The following is a 21,624-nucleotide window of genomic DNA, read 5'->3' as shown; positions in this document are numbered from 1 at the left end:
ATATATAGTCCAAATAAAAGTCCATGACAGCAAATGTATTGTTTGTTACATTATACACCATAAAGTCAGGAGAGCCGGTTGGATGTCGTGTTCTCCGGATACGTGTGTCAGTGCAAAATCTGCGGGAAATTCGGGTGTTGGAATGGGTTCGGCGAGGGATCGGGCCATTGTCCAAAAATAGCGATCGACCTCAAAGCCTTGTTTTTCTAACAGCCGCATCTCATCGGTTTTGTCCTCCCGGCTGTAGGTACGCAATTTTGCAGGCAAATTCCGTTCTTTCGCGACTTCGCGCAGTCGCTTTTCTCCCCACTTAATTATCTCTTTTTCTAAACCTTCGCTACGTACATTTGGATGCACGTAAAACCAGAGACAAGCGTCTATTTCCTCTGGCGAATCGGGCATATCTAGGAGTGACAAACCGATTAGTTTGTAATTACCATCTTCCCACAACTGCACGTCGCGGGCTTTGTCGAGTTTGGGTGCATCAAGTATTAGCTTGAGTTCAGTTGCTGAGACTTCTTCGCCGAGTCTATCCACTGCTTCGCAAGCATCGATTAAATTTGCGATCGCGCACCAGTCAGTTTCGCCCTTGTAGGAGCGTGTTGTCAAGATATTCATAAAAAACTTGCAATCCGTAACTTCGGACTGTTCCTCTTAAGTGGTATTGGCAAACAAGTACAGTAATTCAGACATTTTGGACAAACGTCAGTAACAGGCACTCCGGCCTGTTCCACAAGAAATAAATACTCTTGTGGGGCGAGCACGCGAGCCCGCACCTAAACTGTTTTTAGTATTTGAGAATGGTGTCGATAAAACTCAGAAACCTGTTTATATCACCCAGGCTTTCAGGTTTTATCTTATAGCGCAATCATAAAAATTGGTTTGCCTTTTTGGGCTAGTTTTGTATGTGAGTTTATGGCTGGATGTCGATGAGTCGCGCTCTCTTTCGTTACCAAGCTTGGTGCTTAAGTAACTACTATTGTTTGAATAAAGTTTCTACAGCTAAGTAAAGAAGTTGTCACCCCCACCGGGTAGTTGATTTTTACTTTTGCTCTGTTTTACAATAAATCCTTTTTCAGGGATTTGTGGCTCCTCCTGTTAACTCGCCCGATCGGGGGAGGGGAGAAGTTGAACTTATTTAAAAGTTCCCTATTTCAACTATAACCTGAGCTGTTTTTTTTGGCAAGTTGGAAATCGAGGGATTCTTGCTAGTATTAACGAGACGGGCATTTGATTGCAGGAGCGATCGGCTTTTAACCAGCCGTCACTGTAATTTTTATAACGTTTTCCCCTGGGTTGAGGATTTAATTTTATCCAAACGTTAAACTAACGTTAAACTGTTTTTTAGAGATTAATATGAGGTAAATATGCTCGACAACCTCGATTTAGATATTTCCCTGGATAAAGAAACCTATGATGCCAAGATAGAAATTTTAATGCAACAGTTGCGATCGCTCCAACTGGCCTGCTGGGAAAAAAAATTGCCCGTAATCATCGTGCTCGAAGGCTGGGCAGCCGCCGGCAAGGGTGCTTTAGTCAAACAAATGGTGGGGTACATGGACCCGCGGGGGTTTGCCGTCCACCCGATTTGGCCGCCGTCAGAGGCAGAAATGGGCTATCCTTTCCTATGGCGGTTTTGGCAGAAACTCCCCGCCCGCGGCAAAATTGGTTTTTTCTACCACAGTTGGTACACTCACATTTTAGAAGACCGATTGTTCGATCGAGTCTCCGACGCAGAAGTACCGACAGCCATCAGGCAAATCAACGCTTTCGAGCGGCAGATGGTTGATGACGGCGCCGCAATTGCCAAATTTTGGATTCACTTGAGCAAAAAAGAACTCAAGCATCGGCTCAAAAAACTAGAAGACGACGCATTACAAGCTTGGCGAGTGCGGCCAGAAGATTGGAAACAAGCAAAAAAATACGAAGAATACACAACTTTTGCCGAAGAAATGGTAGCCCAAACCGGCACGGGCCCCGCACCTTGGACGCTAGTAGAAGGCGATTGTCAACGCTGGGCGAGAGTCAAAGTTTTAACGCAAATGGCAGCGACAATTACAGAAGCCTTAGACAGACGAACGATGCAATCAGCACCGATACAATTGCCGCATCAAGAACACTTACAACCCACCGAACCCGACTTGCTGGCCCAAGTAGATTTAACTCAATCGCTGTCGCCCGACGAATACAAACAGCAACTTCGCGAAGAACAAACCCGTTTTGGCAAACTGCAACAAAGCATTTACGAAGAGGAAATCCCCGTGTTAGTGCTGTTTGAAGGTTGGGACGCTGCCGGTAAAGGAGGAGCAATCAAACGCTTGACGGACATATTAGACCCCCGCAGTTACATCGTTAATGCCTTTGGGGTACCCACAGACGAAGAAAAAGCGCATCACTACCTCTGGCGGTTCTGGCAGCGGCTGCCGACTGCTGGTAAAATCAGCATTTGCGATCGCAGTTGGTATGGTCGAGTGCTCGTCGAGCGAGTCGAAGGATTTGCCACCGAACCCGAATGGCGTCGAGCTTACCAGGAAATCAACGAATTTGAGGAGCAACTTACCAGTTTCGGTTGTGTCTTAGTTAAATTCTGGCTGCACATCAGTCCTGACGAGCAACTAAAGCGGTTTACAGAGCGGCAAAACAATTCATTTAAACAATACAAACTCACCGAGGAAGATTGGCGGAATCGGGAAAAGTGGAATTATTATGAAGTGGCGGTGAATCAAATGATTCAGCGCACCAGCACGCCGGCTGCTCCCTGGACGCTAATTGCGGCCGATAACAAGTATTATGCTCGTGTTAAAGTAATTCAAACGGTAACGCAGGCAATTCGGAATCAACTGAAACGCCGATAAATGGGGATTAGTGAACGGGTAACAGGTAACAGGAAAAAAAGCAGGCAGCAGAAATCAGGCTTGAATTGTCAATTCCACCTGCCTGTGTTCGATCCATTACCAATTACCAATCAAGCATTACCAGTTATCAATTACCAATTAACTCTCAGCAATCTGTGATTGGAAGTAGCAGGCTTGCAGCCTGCAACCAATAGTTGATAGCTGACCGGAATCGAGCATCAGGATAAGTGCGATCGGACTGCGTTATTGGCGAAAGTTAAAAACCCACCGATGCCCGTATTTCCTCCCGCAGCTAAATTCGCGCTCGTTTCCAAACTTCTGTACTAATTTATGAAGACACAGAATATTGCAAGATGCCAGAACTGTTAGCTCGCGTTCTATTTCTATTCCTCCTGTTCTCACTGATCAAATCGTGGTGGGATCAATCAGGAGGCAAAGACAATCCGTTATTAGACCGGCTGCGCGTTTTGCTGCTGATCAGTCTTTTGTTCCTGGCTTTTTTTGCACCAGACACGCCAGTCGGAGCAGCGATTTTCGGCCTAATAGCCTTCTTCTTTAAGCCGCTGGGTTTTTCTATCACCCTGCTGGTGATTGCATCGGCGCTGATCACGAACGGGGGCATCCGCAACCCGGCGCCGAGAATGATCCTGGCAGCGCTGCTAGTTTTGATCCTTTCGAGTATGCCAGTTGTAGCTTACTGGTTCGCCGAGCAAGCAGAACGGGACGCTGCGGCGGCCTCCCGCACAGTTTGCTGCGACGAAACAGCCGCGGCGATCGTCCTGCTGGGCAAGGGAACCACTCAGCCTCACATCGCTAACCGAGTCGCCATTCAACTGACAGATACAGGCAATCGCCTGCCCTATGCTGCCGTCTTGTACAGCAAAAAAGTGGCACCTATGGTCATCGTTACCGCTGGCCCGAGGCCCGAGTTCGAGGGTTCTGTCGGCGAAGCTAAGGATATCGAGACTTTGCTGGCAAACAACATGGGCGTGCCGCGCAGCAGTATCGTTCTCGACGATAACGGCAGCAACATACGCACCAGCGCCCAAGAGGTGAGAAAGATACTCGACAGCCGCGGCGTCGGGCGCAAAGTAATCCTGGTAACATCTGCGATTCAGATGCGCCGTGCCAGCCTAGCTTTTGCCAATATGGGAATCCAGGTGATTCCTAGAGCTACCGACTTCTACACTTATCAACCCACATCAGGAGGAAGATCCAAATTCCGCTTAGACGCGGGAGATTTTCTCCCCAGTGCAGAAGCTTTGGTAACTACGACGCGAGTATTCGATGAATATTTCGGGTCTTTTTATTACTATTTGCGCGGCTGGCAGGCTCCCAGGGCCTAAATCGGCGAGATGTTGGTGTTTTTCTTAGGCAACAGCGACTGCTCCCCAGATTGGTTTAACATCTGATGAGAATCAGACCTTTGTGGGGAGTTGTATTTTCTCATTCCGGCGGGGTCGCCGACAATCAAGTTTGCCATGAATGCAAACAAAACCCAAAAGATAACTGGCTCCCACTCGGATTTTTTTGGCTTTGTTTCAGGGGTTGTGACAGATTCGACGTTGACTTTGATATCTAGTTTGCCTTGAATTTCTTTGCCTTTGAGAACTCCGTCGCTGCACACACCCTTAAAAGTCAGCGGAGCTGGTTTTGGTGCTTCTTCTTTCGCTTCTTCTGCCATTTTTATTGTCCTGATTTTGGTAGATTCGGTTGGATAGTAAATTCTCAGAGGTTCGGGGGGTTTCCGGAAAGGATTGCGAATTTCTCCTTTGAGAATTAAATTAGAGAAGCACGCTGTCCCGTTGTCGGGGCTTGGAAATCACCATCGATCGCCCTTTTGAGCTAGTGCTGGTGGTTGTCGGGAAACAACTTTGCCGGGAAGCTGCTACTTATTTATCTGGGCAAAGAGCAGGTTTTTATGCAAAGTAATTTTTTTTTATTAGATTTATTTTAAAATGGGGCATGGAAAAGTTTGCGATCTCGATCGGGCGATCCTCTTCGAGGGCTTCGCTAACGCACTTGAGATTAGATTAAAAAAATAAGCTATCTAATTTGAAAATCTCCACCAGCAAACTATCTTGCCTGCAACCAGAACAACTGGCCGCATGGGCAACAGAGGCAATTAATCGCAGTAAATCCGGTCAAATCCCCGCGTACATACCGCTGCTTGCACGAGCCGATCGCCAACAGTTAGCAGTGCAAATTCGGGCAATTGACGGTCAAATTTTGAGCTGGGGCAGCATCGATCGAACATTCCCGCTGATGAGTGCAGTCAAGCCGTTCGTGCTGCTTTATTTGCTGTGCGAATTGGGCGAAAAAGCGGTATTTGACTGCGTTGGCTGCGAGCCTTCGGAACTGCCTTTCAATTCCCTAACTCAACTCGAAATAGACCGAGGGAAGCCGAGAAATCCGATGATTAATAGCGGGGCGATCGCCCTAGCGTCTTTGATTCCGGGTCAAAATGCTGCGGCGCGCTGTGAAAATTTGCGAACTTGGCTGAATCAACAGGCAAACAGTCAGTTATTTGTTGACGAATTAATGCTCGATTCAGTGAATGCAAATCCGAATCAAAATAATTGGAATCTCGCCTTAAAAATGGTAGAATCGGGTTATATTCAAAATGCAAAAATTGCTTTAGAAACCTACAATCGCGTCTGCTGTTTGTCTGGAACTGTGGAGGATTTAGCTAAGCTGGGGATGGTTTTGGTAAATAGCGGCGATCGAGCAATGCGGGAAAACTGCCGTACTGTCAAAGCACTGATGGCAACTTGCGGTTTGTATGAAGCATCGGGCCGCTTTGCGCTGCGGGTGGGACTGCCGGCTAAGTCGGGAGTTAGCGGGGCAATGCTGTCGGTAATTCCGGGTCAAGGTGCGATCGGCTTTTACAGTCCGCCCCTGGATAAAGAGGGAAATTCTGTAGGCAGCTTATTTCTGTTAGAACAAATAGCTAAAACTCTGCGGCTGAGCGTATTTGATTAGATTGGGAATTGGGCATGGGGGAATTGGGAATTGGGAATTGGGAATTGGTAATTTGGCTAATCAATTGTCAGGTAATCGGTAGACAAGAGTGCCTAAATTTTTTATCGATCGGCCAACCGCAGATTAAGGTGGATTAACACAGATTAACGCCGATGACCAATGCCCAATGCCCAATGCCCCATGCCCCATGCCCAATGCCCGATGACTAATGCTTTTCACCCAAAATAGCATAAACCACAGTCTCTTCTTTTTTGCCGCGCAATTGAATCGATTCTACTTTTTTGCCTTCGTAGCGATCGCGCACATAAGCAAAAGTTTCCCCCGTCACCAACAAATTAAAAGGACTGTCAGAAACAATTTCCTTATTCATCGCCTCCAATCTAGCAGCAACGTTGACAGCATCGCCGATCACAGAATAATTCAAACGCCGGGAACCGCCCACGCTGCCAGCAACTAACTGTCCGGTATGCAAACCGATGCCAAACTTAATTAAAGGTTTGCGTTCACTTCTAAGCTGCTGGTTAAGTTGGTGCAGCCGTTCGTGCATCGCAATGCAAGCCGCAACTGCATTCAAAGCATCTTGTTGAATTTCGGGATATTCGGTATGGCAAAAAGGCACCCCAAAAACTGCCATAATTGCATCACCGATGTATTTATCTACAACGCCGCCGTGATCCATAATACAGTTGGTCATCGCTTCCAAATAATTGTTCAACCAGGTGAGCAAATCCCGCGGCCGCATTTTTTCTGAAATCGAAGTAAAACTGCGAATATCCATAAAAAGCACAGTTGCTGTAAGTTCTTGAGGTTCGAGTTCTCCCTGTTCAAATATCTCAGCTTTGCGTTTCCAAATAAGCTGAGCTGTTTCGGGAGCGACGTGCTTTTCAAATAACCTCATCAACTGCTGCTTTTCGTGCTGTTCCCGCAGTTGCAAAGCAGTGCTAGATAAAATGAGGGTGCCGATGGGTGCGGCAATGGGAATCCACCAAAAATAGAAGCCAAATAACAAAGCAGCAGCCACAATCCAAACTACAGGTAAACCGAGAGCGATCGCAATTCTCTCTTTAACACCTCGGTTGCCCAGAACCAAAGCGGTAAGCGGGCCAATCCCCAACAATAAAAAAATTTCTAGAAGTAACGGCAGCCGCAGCAGCAAGCGTTGATTGAGCAAATTGTCAACCAACGCTGCATATAAATAAACCCCAGCCGTAGTCTTATTGAGAGGTGAAGAAATCGGGTCTAAACCGGTAGCAACTATGCCGACTAAAACTAACTTATTAGTCAGAGCATCTGCGGGAATTCTACCTTCTACAACATCAACAAAAGCATAGGTAGGTAAATTTTCTGTTTTCCCAGGCCAGTTAACCCAGGCTTTTTTTTCCTGCTTATTTTTTGAGCGTGGGAGCAATACTGGATCTTGGGGATTAGCAGCATTGTACCTGTGAGTCATTGCTAAACCGAAATTAGGAATCCCGTTGAGAAAGATTTTTGACTTGCGGGTAATACCGTCACTATCGGCTTCCTGGCTGATGTGGCCGACACCTGCGGCGGCTGCTTTTAAAGATGCTACTGGTTCTTCTTTAATGGTTCTAGGGAGTACAACTTTGCCGTTGGCGGCGATCGCAGCAGCTAAAATATCATCTTTCGGACTCGGATCGAGGAAAAGAATGTCAAAACCAACGGCTGTGGGGGGAGATTTTTTCAGCGCTTCTAGCAGTTGGGCGTAGCGATTGCGAGGCCAAGGAAATTTACCGTATTCCTGCAAGCTTTGCGGTTCGATCGCAATTACCACAATTCTTGAGTCCCATCCGGGATTTGGCAAAACTCCCGATTCTCGAATTTGAAATAGCGTTTTGTATCCCAAATATTCAAGGGGTTTCCACATTCCGAATTGCAGCATGGCTACAGACATTATACCTGCTATGGCACCTGTCATCCAGGGAGGATTTGTGATTATATATTGCCGCAGGCCGATCAGTTGATTGTGTTTGAGATGATCGATCCATTTTTTGAACTTCATGCAATTAATTTGACGCAAAAATTGACATTTGAGTCCGACTTTCGAGAGAAGTGCGAGTCATGAAGTTTTGCAATACCGTAAAGGCGAAGGGTTGGCGCAAAATTTATTGATTTTGACTAATCTGTTGGGCATCTAAATAGTGTTTTTCGACTGGCGGCATACCCCACAATAATTGCATCAAACTTAACTGTAAGATTTAGATGCACCTGGGCTGAGGGAGTTTCACCGCGAAATGCTTCGCACTTACACGTGATAATCAACCCAGATAGGACTTACAATCTAACTCAGATCCTCAGAGACTGCCCGCGCATTTTACTCTTAAATAGGTTGTTTAGGGAACAGCGAGGCTGTAATGCCGTTCTGTGATTGACGGGCCTCGCACTACGATTTTGAGGCGGCGACTTGGAGGTAAAATTCCTTGGATTTTGAAGTTGCCCTTTCGATCGATCTTAATCGCTTCGTTGTTGACATAAATTATGTCGATCGGGTTAATTTGACCGCTGAGGCGATAGATATTGCCGCTGAGTCTCCCCAAACTGCGGACTTTGAGTTTAGCTAGGCGAGGGCTCGCTGAGGGCTCGACGGGCGAGGTTTGAGAGAAAATTGTCGTGGCGTTGTCGCCGTTGACAACTACTTCCGAGTCAGTGCTGCCGGATACTGCGACTGCACCTTCAATAGTTTCGACTGCGGTTTTGCCTTCGCCGACGCTGACGCCAAAGGATGTGCCGCGAACTCCGGCAACGCCTTCTGGGGTTTCAACCCTGACTGGGGCGGTTTTGGCAGAACGGGTTTGTTGGGCAATTTGACTGGATTTGCCGAGTCCGCTGAAGGTATTTAGGGCGACTATTTGGTTTGGCGGGATAATTGTTGAGGTGTTGGCTGCGGGAGTTGTCGCAGCAGTTTTGCCGATCGACAATCTGACTCGCCCCCTGCTGACAAAAATCGCTGTGTCTTTTTGGCCGCCTGCACTGCTTGACAAATCGGATATTCTGACTGCGGTTTTTTCGGCAACTTCTACGATGCCGATGTTGTTGTCGATGCCTAAACGGGCTGTGGAATTGGGGCCGGTGATGATTTCGTCTCCGGGGGCGAGTAGCCGATCGCCCACAACCGCCGGCCGCCCTTTAAAGCTGACTGTACCGCGAATTTCTTCTATTTCGAGCGATCGCCCGGCCGCTGTTCCCTGGGCGTTTATCGTCTGTGATGGGGATGGATTCGCCGCCACTGTTGCCAGATTTTTGGGAGATTTTGAGCCGGTGGGCAGTGCTGGCGGTCGATCGACTGAGATAATTTTAGTAGCGTTCGACGGCTGTGTGGGGGATGGAGAGAGCGGACTGGCGATCGTCCCACGAAAGGGCGACAGACTCGCCAGCACAGCCAAGGACAAACTTAGGAGGGGAATTTTGGTCGAGCGCCCACAGGTAAAAATTTTATTCATAATTTCGATTTTGTCATATTGAAGTTTCTAGACTTCCTTTCCTGTATTAGACACCCTAAATCCGGCAATCGTTCCATTTTTTATGCCGTAACACAGCAGCAAAAATAAACTTTATCAGCCTAAAATTTTAGCATTAAAACTTCTTTTTTTTGTCAGATTTTAGTAAAGTGTTACAACCTGGCACTTTACTAAAATCTGACCTTCGGGAAATTTGGCCAACCAAACTCAAAGTCCTTTACAGCATGAAATTTCGCCTTTGTCAACGTCAGACAGGGCAGATTTATATATAGCAAACATAAAATTAATTACTGCTTTTGAATGTCTTTTGGCTTCTGCCTGAAGGATGACTAATTGGGGAGAAATCATGTAGTTGTGCCAATTAATAAAAAACTTCTTTTTGCGAATCAAGAAAAAATAATTATCTAAGTGGTGAACAGCCTCTGCCTGTGGAGCTTGCCGCTGTGGAACATTATGAAGCAAACCCAAGTGAATCAGGGTAGACGATCGACAAACCGCGACTAGAATAAGCTGTCGCACATTTAATTGGGATAGTGATGTTAGTAAAAATCTTGTGGGGTGGGCATCTTGCCCGCCCAAAAGGTGAAAATTAAATGCAGTACAGCTTACCGTTTTTTAGGGAAAGTTGGTCGAAATTTCGAGGGAAAATCATAGGGAGCGATCGCCTGCTGGTGTTGCTGTTCCGAAGTAGACGCCAAACTGTAAAATAAACGGTTGTATATAGGTTATATAGAGCAGGAGAACAATTTCAGTGGCAATAGAAGTAGGTCAGAGAGTTAAGGTGCGCCGTCTCAGAGATCGGATACCTGCCAATATAGTGGGCAAGATAAAGGAGAATCCCGTAGGCACTGTTGACGGATTCAGAATGGTTGACGGTAGCGGAGTAGGTGTGGTTGTCAAGTTTGACGGTTTTGCGACTTGGTTCTTTGAAGATGAGCTAGAACCCGTTTAACAGATGTAGAAGGAAGGGGGGCACGACACGGATTCGGACACGGATACACGGATTGAATTTAACTGTGTTTCCTTTCGTCTCCTACTCTCCCCCTCTCCTACTCTCCCACTCTCCCACTCTCCCACTCTCCCCCTCTCCTACTCTCCCACTCTCCCACTCTCCCACTCTCCAACTCTCCCACTCTCCCCCTCTCCCACTCTCCCCCTCCCCCAATCTCCCCCTCTCCCCCTCTCCCAATCTCCTCTTCCTCCACTCTCCCCCTCCCCCACTCTGGCTGAAGGTTGCGCTTAAATGTTAAAGAGTAAGCTTTGGCAGTGAGAACAGAAAATGGCTTTGATTTTGACATTTTTGGGCAAAGGCGGCACTGGCCGCAGTACGATCGCGATCGCAACAGCTAAAAAATACGCGGCTCAAGGCAAGCGAGTTCTGCTGCTCGGCCAAGATCCGGGCCCTGCATTGGGTATTCTGCTAGGGGTTCCCCTGACTCTCAGCCCCCAGGAAATCGCCCCCAACCTCAAAGCAGTTCAGGTGCAAAGCGCGCCGCTGCTAGAACGCAGGTGGGACGAAGTTAAACAACTAGAAGCTCAATATGTCCGTACCCCGTTTTTCAAGCAGATTTACGGTCAAGAATTAGGGGTGTTACCGGGAATGGACAGCGCGCTGGCGTTGAACGAACTTCGGGAATACGACGACAGCAAACAATACGATGTAATTGTTTATGATGGCAGCGGCGGCATGGATACGCTGCGGATGCTGGGAATGCCGGAAATTCTGAGTTGGTACATCCGCCGCTTCCGCCAAGCTTTGGTAGATTCGGATTTGGGTAAAGCTTTGTCGCCTTTTATTCAACCGGTTGTCAGTACCGTGTTGACTGTGGATATGTCGGGGGACAATGCTTTTCAATCTACTAAGCAAGTCGATAATCTTTTGGATAAGGGTAAGGAAGCGCTGGCAGATCCGAACCGCACGGCGGCTTTTTTGGTTACTACTGGGGATGCAAGTGCGATCGCCACGGCCCGCTATCTTTGGGGAAGTTCTCAACAAGTTGGGTTGACTGTGGGCGGTGTAATTGTCAATCAAGCATCGGTTACAGAAGTTATTACTGCTGATTTTGAGCCTTTGACAGCAGTTTCGGTTCCGGCGCACAGTGACAATAACTGGCAGCCGCTAATTGATGCTTTGCAAGATTTTTCGGAGGCGGGAAAAGCTCCTAAACCGATTAACATAAACATTGCACAGCGTCAAGTTAGTTTGTTTTTGCCTGGGTTTGACAAGAAAGAAATTAAATTGATTCAATCGGGGCCGGAAGTGACGATCGAAGCGGGCGATCAGCGGCGCAATATTTTGCTGCCTCCGGCGCTGACTGGGAAATCTGTTACTGGTGCTAAGTTCCTAAACGGTTACTTGATTGTTTCTTTTTAACAGTTAAGTTGTAGGGATTTTGGGTGCAGTTTGGGAACGGGCAAGATGCCCGTTCCACATTTTTAGGAAAAATATTGAGAAGTTTAGACTTGCATCGCCAGCAGTCGCTCTCATCTCTTAAAATTATCTGCGTTTATCTGCGTTATCTGCCTTACATCTGCGGTTTTTGTATCAATCAAAGATTTATGCAATAAGTTTTTTAGCAGGTAAAGCTGCCCGTAAAAGGTGGTCGGGAATACGATCGCGGTTCGTCTACAATAAAATAAAGTCATTAGCCAATTTGGGGAAACAGCAATGGTTACACAACTGCAATCTCCCGACAAATCAAATATCATCTATCCCGACGATAACGGCGAACCAATGTCAGACAATACTGAGCAATTTCGATTAATCGTTTGGATTAAGGAAAACTTAGAACTGTTATTTGCGAATGACCCTAATGTTTTCGTGGCCGGCGACTTGCTTTGGTATCCGGTTGAAGGAAATAATAAACTTTGCCAAGCACCAGATGTGATGGTAGTTTTTGGTAGACCAAAAGGTTATCATGGTTCCTATCAACAGTGGAATGAAGATAATATTGGGCCACAAGTTGTGTTTGAAATTTGGTCGCCGGGAAATCGACCCGCTCCAATGATTCAAAAGTTCAAATTTTACGAACGTTACGGTGTAGAAGAATACTATTTGTACGACCCGCAAACATTAGAATTGACAGGATGGCAGCGGGTTGAGGAAGAGTTAGAGGCGATCGAACAAATGGACGGTTGGACAAGTCCCAGACTGGACGTGCGGTTTGGATTGTCTGAGTCAGGACTTGAAATGTTCGGGCCTTCAGGCGAACCGTTTGTGAGTTTTGTGGAGCTCGCGCAACTGCGACAGGATGCAGAAACGCGGGCACAGCAAGCAGAAACTTTGCTGGAACAAGAACGATCGCGATCGCAAGCTTTAGAAGCTCGACTCCGAGAAATGGGAATCGACCCCAATCAATCGTAATTACAACTCGTGCAAAAACCCGGTTTATTCAAGAAACCGGGTTTTTTAAGACAATTACCTAACTTTTACCATTCCCATTCCCATTCCCGCCAGTCGTTAGCAAAACCCGCTTAGCTAAAGGTTCCGGTACTTCTTGCAATCGATCGAACTCCCAATTAAAAAATCCGACTCCCATTGTCTGCGATCGCAATTCTACAATTAAATCCTGCATTTCTGCGATCGGCAAATAAGCAGAAACTGCATCCCATCCCTTCCAATCTTTTTTACCTTCGTAGCCGAGAATTTGGCCGCGGTGTCCGCTGACCAACTGCAACACCTTTGATGTACACTCGTTCGGAGCGCAAATTTCAACTTTGGCGATCGGCTCCAGCAAAGTTGATTCGCACTTCTCCATCCCGGACTGCATCGCCAACCGCGCCGCCTGCTTGAAAGCCTGTTCCGAACTATCAACAGAATGATAGGAACCGTTCGTCAGCGTCACCGCTACGTCTACCACCGGAAAACCCAGCGGGCCGCGATCCAAATACTCGCGCACTCCCACTTCAACGCCGGGAATATACTGTTTTGGAACGACTCCGCCGACTATTTTGTCAGTGAAATTGAAACCTTCTCCGCGCGGCTGCGGTGCGATATCGAGGTACACGTCGCCAAACTGTCCATGTCCGCCGCTTTGGTGTTTGTAGCGCCCGTGGATGGAAGCTGCGGGTTTGCGGATGGTTTCTTTGTACGGCACTTGCGGTAAGTGAGTTACCATCGGCAAATTATACTTGCGGCGCAACCTATCTAAAGCTACTTTTAGGTGGATTTCGCCTTGACCCCAAAGTATAACTTCGTGGGTGTCGCCGTGTTCCAAACTTAAAGATGGGTCTTCTTCTAATAGTTTAGCTAAGGCGGAACTCAGCTTAACTTCATCGTTGCGCTTTTCTGGGACGATCGCCAGTGCGTAGACAGGCGGGATGATTTCGGCTTTTGGCAAAAATTCGTCAGAACCCAGCGTATCGCCTGTTTTCAAGCCTTCCAGCCTTCCCACAGCGACAATTTCCCCGGCGCTGACGGACTGCAAACTTTGCGTTTGTTGGCCAGTCAGGCGGTACAAACCGTTAACTCGAACGCCGTTCAAATTTGCTCCGTCTGCGAGGGTTCCGCGCCACATTCTCACTAACGATAATTTACCTCCTTGAGGCGTGTAATAGGTTTTGAGGATTTGAGCGAGAACCTTGTTTTCACCTTGTATAAAACCGCGTTTCTCTGCTGTAGTTTCCGGTGTCGGCGCTTCCCTCAGCAAAGCTTCCAGCAGAGGCCGCACGCCGAAATCTTGTTCGGCGATGCCGATGAATACGGGCACTATTAAATCTGCGCCTAATTCCATCTTCAAATCGCGGGTAATTTCTTCGGCGTCGGGATTGATTTCTTCGAGCAATTCTTCGAGTAAACGATCGTCAAAATTCGCTAATTCTTCGAGCATTTGCTGCCGCGCGGCGCTTTCTTGTGCTTTGAGGTGTTCGGGAAGCGGGACGGGATCTGCGGGTGCGCCAGGGTGATAGTGGTAAGCTTGTTCGGTTACTAAGTCGATAAAACCGATGATTTGTTCGTTTTTGCCGATCGGATATTGGTGAGGTACGATCGGTCTGCTGGAAACGGATTTGAGCGCGTTGAGCACTTCGGTGAAGTTGCTACCGCAGGTGGTTTCGTCTGTGCACGCGCGATCGATCTTGTTGATGAAAACTAGGTGGGGAATCTGCCAATCGTCGAGGAATTTGAACAGCGGGGCGAGGGTTAAAGTGCGATCGGCAACGGGTTCGCAAACAATCACCGCTGCATCGACACCGATAAGTGCATTGTAAGTTTCTTGGGCAAATTCGATCGAGCCGGGACAGTCAAGAAATGTGAAGCGGACATTTTCGTATTCGGCGGTGGCGCTGTTGACTTCTACGCTCATTTTGCGATCGCGCGCTTCAGCAGAACCGTCACCTATTGTATTGCCATCTTTAGCATTACCTTTGCGAGTAATTGTGCCTGTAACCGACAGCAAACTTTCGAGCAGTGCGGTTTTACCGCTTAAATAAGGGCCAACAATTGCAACGTTTCGCGCGGCCCCAATGACTTTGTGGTTCATAATAGCCTCCAACAGAAAACTTGTTTTCCATTGCTCTTGGTGCAATCAGTTCTATACCATTTTCTAGACTTTTTCTAGGTTAATTTTTATTGCATTTTCGAGCAACTTCAGATTTTGGTATGATTTAATACTTTTGACGGTAGCGTGTTTTGAGTGACAAAAACACAATTGTATTTTTTCTTAATATTTTGAATTTTTAACCGCAGATGAACGCAGATGAACGCAGATAAAATTCTCGTTCCCAGGCTGTGCCTGAGAACGCATTTCTAGAGGCTCTGCCTCGATTTTAGCGGTTTTTCGTGTCTAATTTCTTAGCAGTCGCAAACCGCTTAAGGTTACTATTACTGTAGAGCCTTCGTGACCGATGACGCCTAAAGGCATGGTGATATTTCCGAAAAAATTAGCAGCCAATAACAGCACAATGCAACTGAGTGCAAAAACAATGTTTTGTTTGACAATATTTTGAGCGCGGCGGCCCAAACTAATTGCTTTAGCTAGTTGCTCTAACTTATCTGCCATCAATACTATATCAGCAGTTTCTAAAGCAACATCGCTGCCAGAAATCCCCATCGCAATGCCCACGGAAGCTTGAGCGAGGGCGGGGGCGTCGTTGATGCCGTCTCCCACCATTGCTACAGTTTGATACTGGGTTTGCAATTGTTTAATTGCCTGCACTTTGTCTTCTGGCAAAAGTTCGGCGTACACTTCTTTGATGCCTAATTGACGGGCGATGTGTTGAGCTGTTTGCTCGTTGTCGCCAGTTAGCATAATTATATGTTCTACGCCTAATTTTTGCAAGCGTTTTACCGTTGCTGCTGCTTCCGGGCGCAGGGTATCTGCTACTGCAATGATTCCTAAAAGTTGCTCGTTCTTTGCCACCCAAACAACTGTTTTACCTTCGGCTTGCAACTGCTGGCTGATTTGACTCAATTCGGAGGTTGCTTCGACAAAACCGGTTTTACCAATGGCAATGATTTGATTGTTGACTTTGCCGACAATTCCATGACCGATTTTTGCTTGTACATCGGTAGCGGTTGACAATTGTAACTGTTGCTGCTGGGCGGCGCTGACAATTGAAGAGGCGATCGCGTGTTCGGAATGAGCTTCCAAAGCAGCAGCCAATTGCAGAACTTCTGTTTCAGTATATCCGGCTGCTGGTACAATTTGGATAACTTCAGGTTTTCCCGTGGTGAGAGTTCCGGTTTTGTCAAAGGCGATCGCCCTGACTTTACCAATCATCTCTAATTGGGCGCCACTTTTAAACAAAATCCCCTGTCTCGCCCCGTTAGCAATTCCCGAAAGCAGCGCCGGCATAATCGAAGCCATCAGCGCGCAGGGGGATGCGACTACTAGAAAAATCAGCGCCCGATAGATTGTCTCTTCCCAATTCCAGCCTAAAATAAAGGGCGGCAAAGTTGCCAGCAGCAAGCCTAAACCGACAATTAATTTAGCATAACCGCGCTCGAATTTTTCCACAAACATTTGAGACGGCGGCGCTGCTGTTTGCGCTTCTTGAACCAGCCGAATCACTCGCTGAATCAAGCTGCTTTCTGGAGTTTTATGAACTTCGAGTTTCAGGGCGCCGACACCGTTAATTGTACCTGCATATACTTCATCGCCCCTGGTTTTCTCCACGGGCATTGATTCGCCGGTAATCGAGGCTTGGTCGATCGCGCTGTAGCCTTCAATAATTATCGCATCTGTGGGGATGATTTCTCCGGGCTTGACTAAAATGTAATCGCCAATTGTCAATTTGTCGATCGCAACTTGCCGTTCCCCATCGTACATTACCACCCTAGCAGTATCCGCAGTCAAACTCATCAAACTGCGGATGCTGCGTTCAGTCCGCTGCATAGCATAACCTTCCAGCGCGCCGCTAATTGCAAAGATTAAAATCAACACCGCACCGTCAACAATTAAATGATATTCTTGCCGCCACAGCCCCAAACCGGCCGCGCCCAAAGCAGCAACAATCATCAACAAATCTACATCTAATTCATGTTCTTGAAATAGCGTAGTTAAGCCTTCGCGGGTGCTGGAATAGCCGCCGATAACATAAGCAGCGGGCAAGATTAACACGGCTAAACCCAGCCAGCCGAGTTGCAGGGCTAGCGAACCCAAGATTACTAGAATTCCGCACAGGGCGGCAGTCACAGCGTCGGGATGTTCTTCTGCTAACTGGGAGATGCGAGAAATTGACAAAGAATTAGAAGTCATTTGTAAAGCTTGATTTGGTAGAATGACTCCTGTAGCCTAAACCTTGACATTAATGTCAATGTCAAGAGTAAAACCAAACAAAATTACAAAACTCAATAACCATCCATACCCATCTGCGTCCATCCGCGTTTATCCGCCCATATCTGCGGTTAAAAAATTCCATGCAAGAATACCTGACAATCAAACAACTTACTGAAGCGGTAAAAGGCACAATTACCCCTCGGATGGTGCGGCATTATCACGCTTTGGGGCTGCTGTCTCCGGCGGTACGATCGACCTCTAACTACAGATTGTATACCAGCAGCGACGTGCAAAGACTGCAAAGAATAGTCGCACTCAAGCAGCAAGGCTTTCAACTGTCTCACATCCGCAAATTGTTAGAAACTGACGCGGATGCTTCGCCTGACGCGCTGATGGCGACTCTGCAACGGCAATATCTGTCGGTTATTCAGCAAATTGTTCGCCTCCGAGAAACGGCTTCGGCGCTGGAAGGATTGCTGGGGCGGGATATTTCCTGTCAAGCGGTGCAAGCGGACGCCTTGGCGCAATTAAGGCTGTTGCAGGGGGAAACTGAGGGGGGGTTGGATGAGTTGGAACAATTTTGGGAGGGTTGGGACGCGGGGGCGCACACTCACCCGGAGGATTTTGGGGAGTCGTTGCAGCTTTTGTTGCCGGATTTGGCCGATCGCTCGGAAATTGAGGTAGACTTGCTTTCTAAACTGGTGTTAGCCTGCGGAGATTGTTCGCTGCTGCCGTTTGTGAAGTTGAGCGAAACGGCGATTAAATCGGCGCGGGAAGCTTTGAAAAATCAGTGTCAAATTGTGGCTGACGTGCCGCCTGTTTTTGCGGCTTTGGATCGGACAAGATTGGCGCATTTGGGAACAAGTATTGCTACTTTAATTGACGATCCGCACATCAATGCTGCGGCGGAAGCGGAACAGGAATTCTGGCAGCAGGGTGAGTGGTTTGAAAAGTTGTTGAAACTGGAAAAGGGATGTATATTGGCGATCGGATATGCGCCGTCTGTGCTGATGGCGGTTTGCGAGGCGATCGAGAACGGGCAACTGCAACCGGCTTTGGTGATTGGAATGCCGATCGGTTTCAGTCATTCTCCGGTGGCGAAACGGCGGTTAGTGCGATCGGGCGTTGCTTATATTACGACTGTGGGAACTTTTGGTGGCGGGTTGTTGGCGGCGGTTGCTTTGAATGCTTTGGTTGAGTCTTTGATTGAAAAGCCGAATTGTCACTGTCATCTCAAGTGAAAATCGGATTTAGGTTTATTGTGGCTTAATTTGTATTTTGCTGGTTCATATCAATTCCGGGTGCGCCGGAACGATATCAAATCCGCGCTTCATCGTCCGTCTTGGTAAAGTCGAGTCAAGCTGGCAACAAATATCAGCGCGATTTTCAGTTTTTCAACTCACAATTAACAGTCATGTCTGAGTGCAACCGCAAATTATCTCATAGCAGATTTAGTTTCAATCTTTGATAGGAATTTAGGTTTTTTGCAGCGCGCTTCCACTTTGTTTCAATCCCCGATCGGGATTTATGATTTTTCCCGCTACATTGTCCGAGGCGAAAGCCTTCCAATAAAGGGTTTCAAGCCTTAGAGCGGGAAATATGGTTTTTCCGGCCTATATAGAAACTGTTCCTACACCCCCCAAAATTGTTTCAATCCCTGATAGGGTTTTATGGTTTTTCCGGCACTCACTCCCCGGTGACACCCTGGGACACCAAAAGCCCCAAGGTAGCCAAACACCTTAAAGACCCACAAAAGCCGACAGGGAGCCGATGTGGGTCTCTTTGTTTTGGTTGACCGGTGACCTAGATAATCAACTCAATAATCCCTAGAGTTTTTGCGATTCGCTAGGGATTTTTTTCATAACAACGGCATAGCTTCAAGCAATTCTATTTTGCACCCTGATTGTAACCCTCAAGGTAACCATCAACGTAACCCTCATTGTAACCCCCATCTGTAATAGATAAACCAGAATTTTCATAACCATCTACATATTCACGACCCTCCCTAGCATCACTGTAACCCTTAGCCCAACCGTCAGTCCAGCCAGCCTGATAATCATCGGCAGACTGAGCAATTTCAAAAACTATTGAAGTATTGTTCTTGCCTACACTAACTTCTTCAGACAAGACACTAGAAGATAAACCAACAATGCTGACCGTAGTAGCGAAAAGAGTTAAAGCAATTTTTGCTAGATTTTTCATTTCTGTTAATTAACCTAAGTTGGGAAGTTCAGAGATTTTGGAAAAAACCTTAATCTTGTTTCGGATTATACTCCATCAAGCTGGTTTCCTGTACTAATTTATCCTGTCATAGCTATTTCAGTATGTAAATAGCTTCTAAGTATATTTATGCAAAAAATATATATGTATAAAGAATTACAAAAGAAGTCAGTAACAATCTTGACATTGGAGTAAAGGCACTTATAGGGGTAGAGGTAGTTCTAGCAGAACGGGGTATGAGTAGCAACGGAACAGAAAACACCGCTAAGAGGTGTACCAGTTGAACCTGCTGAGAACTAGGAGCCTGAAATCCTTGGTATTCCGTTCAATATCTCTGTACCAAATAGCCTAAGTTTAATTGGTACGTCTCATTGAGACTAACAAGCAGTTTCTAAAATGCTTATCAGATAAGCATTACAGCTTTAACGGGAGTTTCTGTTCCGTTGCTACTCATACCCCGAAAGTAGCTTTTCTTTTATGGCTGGGTTCAGTTTGCTTGGACGTTTCAATCCCTGATAGGGTTTTATGGTTTTTCCGGCCCGGCTCAACACAAAGCTAACCATCGCCTAAAATATCCACATGGTTTCAATCCCTGATAGGGTTTTATGGTTTTTCCGGCTCTATGTCTCCACTTGTTCGTAATAAAATTGGTGTTTCAATCCCTGATAGGGTTTTATGGTTTTTCCGGCGGCAGCGGACTCTACGAAATTACGAACGAAAGCGAGTTTCAATCCCTGATAGGGATTTAGGGTTTTTCCGGCTTAGAACACTTTTGCCACTTTTAAAACTTCCTAGTTTCAATCCCTGATAGGGATTTAGGGTTTTTCCGGTTGGACGTCGGAACTTGTTTGGGAATCGGGGAGAGTTTCAATCCCTGATAGGGATTTAGGGTTTTTCCGGCACGCACGCTTCCTAATGCACCCCACATAGAAGCGTTTCAATCCCTGATAGGGATTTAGGGTTTTTCCGGCCAAAGGTATCAAAATCGGAACTTATTCCCGCAGTTTCAATCCCTGATAGGGATTTAGGGTTTTTCCGGCTAGAATGTGGTTGCAAAGGAGCTCGATCTACATTGTTTCAATCCCTGATAGGGATTTAGGGTTTTTCCGGCCCAAAAATTAGACATAGGCAAGATTGGGTATATCTATAGTTTCAATCCCTGATAGGGATTTAGGGTTTTTCCGGCGGGAACGGGTCAGAGAATGGGGGATTAATAAAGTTTCAATCCCTGATAGGGATTTAGGGTTTTTCCGGCTCATAACATCCCTCAAGAAAGAGTGTAAGATTTGTTTCAATCCCTGATAGGGATTTAGGGTTTTTCCGGCTTTTCAATATCTGGGCGATCGGAGGAGCTGGATTCAAGGTTTCAATCCCTGATAGGGATTTAGGGTTTTTCCGGCTAGTTTTAATTCCTCCGTCAAAAAAGCAATTTCAGTTTCAATCCCTGATAGGGATTTAGGGTTTTTCCGGCTTCCGACGAGCAGTCCGCAGAATGGAGCGATCAAGTTTCAATCCCTGATATGGATTTAGGGTTTTTCCGGCCTTACGACGAAGACTTAAAATCGGCTATTTCGGATCTTGTTTCAATCCCTGATAGGGATTTAGGGTTTTTCCGGCCAGCTTAAGACTTTTTGAATAGTGTCTGCAAGTGTTTCAATCCCTGATAGGGATTTAGGGTTTTTCCGGCACGGTTTAGATAACACTGCACTGCTTGTTGAAGAGTTGTTTCAATCCCTGATAGGGATTTAGGGTTTTTCCGGCTCAGCAGCCGTCAAATTAGCTTTTCTGAGCTTTCGGGAGTTTCAATCCCTGATAGGGATTTAGGGTTTTTCCGGCTATCAGCAGGGCAAATCGTTGCAGATCAAGAGGGAGGTTTCAATCCCTGATAGGGATTTAGGGTTTTTCCGGCTTGCTGCGCCAAACAGTCCCAGGAGGGATTCAAGGGCTGTCGTTTCAATCCCTGATAGGGATTTAGGGTTTTTCCGGCAATTACAGGGTCATCTCCACTTAAAATCCCCATAGAGTTTCAATCCCTGATAGGGATTTAGGGTTTTTCCGGCGACCGGTTGCTATTGCGGTTGGCGCATTGAGGCTGGTTTCAATCCCTGATAGGGATTTAGGGTTTTTCCGGCCCTCAACTCAATTCGGATAGTTGCCAACGAGGAAGATGTTTCAATCCCTGATAGGGATTTAGGGTTTTTCCGGCTAGGCTTGTTTTTTGATGGCACTATTGATGAGCTTTATGAGGTTTCAATCCCTGATAGGGATTTAGGGTTTTTCCGGCTCCGCTACTATTTAGGGCTTGCTGAAAAAGTAAGAAAACAGCATTTAGAAAGATGAATGAACTCGCGAATCCCTTGATACTATAAGCTT

General features: G+C 46.8%; 15 protein-coding genes and 1 CRISPR repeat array. Of the genes, 7 read left to right on the top strand and 8 right to left on the bottom strand.

The features are described from left to right. Nucleotides 1-45 precede the first annotated feature (45 nt). Nucleotides 46-618, bottom strand: a complete 573-nt coding sequence (locus QUB70_RS25875) for a hypothetical protein (protein ID WP_332984322.1) — start codon at nt 616-618, stop codon at nt 46-48. 749 nt (nt 619-1,367) lie between these two features. Between QUB70_RS25875 and pap the strand changes: the two genes are divergently transcribed. Both pap and QUB70_RS25865 read left to right on the top strand, forming a co-directional pair. Beyond that, on the top strand, nt 1,368-2,855 hold the full coding sequence (pap, locus tag QUB70_RS25870; RefSeq protein WP_332984321.1) for a polyphosphate:AMP phosphotransferase: 1,488 nt from the start codon (nt 1,368-1,370) through the stop codon (nt 2,853-2,855). Between the two features lie 353 nt (nt 2,856-3,208). Next, nucleotides 3,209-4,201, top strand: coding sequence for a YdcF family protein (locus QUB70_RS25865; protein WP_332984320.1), 993 nt, complete (start codon nt 3,209-3,211; stop codon nt 4,199-4,201). Here the strand turns inward: QUB70_RS25865 and QUB70_RS25860 are convergent. Beyond that, nucleotides 4,198-4,539 carry a hypothetical protein gene (locus QUB70_RS25860; protein ID WP_332984319.1) on the bottom strand — a complete coding sequence of 114 codons (342 nt, stop codon included), beginning with the start codon at nt 4,537-4,539 and terminating at the stop codon, nt 4,198-4,200. The genes QUB70_RS25865 and QUB70_RS25860 overlap by 4 nt on opposite strands. Before the next feature lie 371 nt (nt 4,540-4,910). On the opposite strand from QUB70_RS25860, the gene glsA reads away from it, so the two are divergent. After that, complete coding sequence (glsA, locus tag QUB70_RS25855) at nt 4,911-5,837, top strand: glutaminase A (protein ID WP_332984318.1); 927 nt, start codon at nt 4,911-4,913, stop codon at nt 5,835-5,837. A gap of 205 nt (nt 5,838-6,042) precedes the next feature. Here glsA and QUB70_RS25850 read toward each other — a convergent pair whose 3' ends face one another. The 3 genes from QUB70_RS25850 to QUB70_RS25840 all read right to left on the bottom strand — a co-directional run bounded on the left by QUB70_RS25850 (nt 6,043) and on the right by QUB70_RS25840 (nt 9,832). Next, nucleotides 6,043-7,857 carry a CHASE2 domain-containing protein gene (locus QUB70_RS25850; RefSeq protein ID WP_332984316.1) on the bottom strand — a complete coding sequence of 605 codons (1,815 nt, stop codon included), beginning with the start codon at nt 7,855-7,857 and terminating at the stop codon, nt 6,043-6,045. A 331-nt stretch (nt 7,858-8,188) separates the two neighbouring features. Next, entirely contained in the window at nt 8,189-9,295 is a 1,107-nt protein-coding gene (locus QUB70_RS25845; protein ID WP_332984315.1) for a FecR family protein, read from the bottom strand. A 225-nt stretch (nt 9,296-9,520) separates the two neighbouring features. Continuing rightward, nucleotides 9,521-9,832, bottom strand: coding sequence for a hypothetical protein (locus QUB70_RS25840; RefSeq protein WP_332984314.1), 312 nt, complete (start codon nt 9,830-9,832; stop codon nt 9,521-9,523). Nucleotides 9,833-10,064: 232 nt separating this feature from the next. On the opposite strand from QUB70_RS25840, the gene petP reads away from it, so the two are divergent. The 3 genes from petP (at nt 10,065) to QUB70_RS25825 (ending at nt 12,677) form a co-directional block, all read left to right on the top strand. Beyond that, nucleotides 10,065-10,265 (top strand): cytochrome b6f subunit PetP, encoded by a 201-nt coding sequence (petP, locus tag QUB70_RS25835; RefSeq protein WP_172186826.1) that lies wholly within the window; start codon nt 10,065-10,067, stop codon nt 10,263-10,265. A 327-nt stretch (nt 10,266-10,592) separates the two neighbouring features. Further along, nucleotides 10,593-11,687, top strand: a complete 1,095-nt coding sequence (locus QUB70_RS25830; RefSeq protein WP_332984312.1) for a Get3/ArsA fold putative tail anchor-mediating ATPase NosAFP — start codon at nt 10,593-10,595, stop codon at nt 11,685-11,687. 294 nt (nt 11,688-11,981) lie between these two features. Then, the gene (locus QUB70_RS25825) at nt 11,982-12,677 is read left to right on the top strand and encodes a Uma2 family endonuclease (protein ID WP_332984311.1); all 696 of its coding nucleotides are present in this window, start codon (nt 11,982-11,984) and stop codon (nt 12,675-12,677) included. A gap of 58 nt (nt 12,678-12,735) precedes the next feature. Here the strand turns inward: QUB70_RS25825 and QUB70_RS25820 are convergent, their stop codons facing one another. Further along, nucleotides 12,736-14,793, bottom strand: coding sequence for an elongation factor G (locus QUB70_RS25820; RefSeq protein ID WP_332984310.1), 2,058 nt, complete (start codon nt 14,791-14,793; stop codon nt 12,736-12,738). A gap of 303 nt (nt 14,794-15,096) precedes the next feature. Next, on the bottom strand, nt 15,097-17,010 hold the full coding sequence (locus QUB70_RS25815; protein WP_332984309.1) for a heavy metal translocating P-type ATPase: 1,914 nt from the start codon (nt 17,008-17,010) through the stop codon (nt 15,097-15,099). A gap of 161 nt (nt 17,011-17,171) precedes the next feature. Between QUB70_RS25815 and QUB70_RS25810 the strand changes: the two genes are divergently transcribed. Continuing rightward, nucleotides 17,172-18,272: a precorrin-8X methylmutase gene (locus QUB70_RS25810; protein ID WP_332984308.1), complete on the top strand. Its 1,101-nt coding sequence runs from the start codon at nt 17,172-17,174 to the stop codon at nt 18,270-18,272. A gap of 646 nt (nt 18,273-18,918) precedes the next feature. On the opposite strand, the gene QUB70_RS25805 is transcribed toward QUB70_RS25810, so the two are convergent. Beyond that, nucleotides 18,919-19,233, bottom strand: coding sequence for a hypothetical protein (locus QUB70_RS25805; protein WP_332984307.1), 315 nt, complete (start codon nt 19,231-19,233; stop codon nt 18,919-18,921). A 520-nt stretch (nt 19,234-19,753) separates the two neighbouring features. Then, nucleotides 19,754-21,535: direct repeats of the CRISPR family, unit length 37 nt; unit sequence GTTTCAATCCCTGATAGGGATTTAGGGTTTTTCCGGC. Between the last annotated feature and the right edge of the window lie 89 nt (nt 21,536-21,624).

Origin of the sequence: Microcoleus sp. A003_D6 (genome assembly GCF_036702825.1) — a bacterium.
Taxonomy (GTDB): Bacteria; Cyanobacteriota; Cyanobacteriia; order Cyanobacteriales; family Microcoleaceae; genus Microcoleus.
The sequence above is the reverse complement of the archived record's forward strand: the minus strand, read 5'-3'. Positions and strand labels throughout refer to the sequence as shown.

What these genes read in the sequence shown, in the direction of transcription:
- QUB70_RS25875 (WP_332984322.1), bottom strand. Translation starts at nt 618, where the DNA reads ATGAATATCTTGACAACACGCTCCTACAAGGGCGAAACTGACTGGTGC.
- pap (WP_332984321.1), top strand. Translation starts at nt 1,368, where the DNA reads ATGCTCGACAACCTCGATTTAGATATTTCCCTGGATAAAGAAACCTAT.
- QUB70_RS25865 (WP_332984320.1), top strand. Translation starts at nt 3,209, where the DNA reads ATGCCAGAACTGTTAGCTCGCGTTCTATTTCTATTCCTCCTGTTCTCA.
- QUB70_RS25860 (WP_332984319.1), bottom strand. Translation starts at nt 4,539, where the DNA reads ATGGCAGAAGAAGCGAAAGAAGAAGCACCAAAACCAGCTCCGCTGACT.
- QUB70_RS25850 (WP_332984316.1), bottom strand. Translation starts at nt 7,857, where the DNA reads ATGAAGTTCAAAAAATGGATCGATCATCTCAAACACAATCAACTGATC.
- QUB70_RS25845 (WP_332984315.1), bottom strand. Translation starts at nt 9,295, where the DNA reads ATGAATAAAATTTTTACCTGTGGGCGCTCGACCAAAATTCCCCTCCTA.
- QUB70_RS25830 (WP_332984312.1), top strand. Translation starts at nt 10,593, where the DNA reads ATGGCTTTGATTTTGACATTTTTGGGCAAAGGCGGCACTGGCCGCAGT.
- QUB70_RS25825 (WP_332984311.1), top strand. Translation starts at nt 11,982, where the DNA reads ATGGTTACACAACTGCAATCTCCCGACAAATCAAATATCATCTATCCC.
- QUB70_RS25820 (WP_332984310.1), bottom strand. Translation starts at nt 14,793, where the DNA reads ATGAACCACAAAGTCATTGGGGCCGCGCGAAACGTTGCAATTGTTGGC.
- QUB70_RS25815 (WP_332984309.1), bottom strand. Translation starts at nt 17,010, where the DNA reads ATGACTTCTAATTCTTTGTCAATTTCTCGCATCTCCCAGTTAGCAGAA.
- QUB70_RS25810 (WP_332984308.1), top strand. Translation starts at nt 17,172, where the DNA reads ATGCAAGAATACCTGACAATCAAACAACTTACTGAAGCGGTAAAAGGC.
- QUB70_RS25805 (WP_332984307.1), bottom strand. Translation starts at nt 19,233, where the DNA reads ATGAAAAATCTAGCAAAAATTGCTTTAACTCTTTTCGCTACTACGGTC.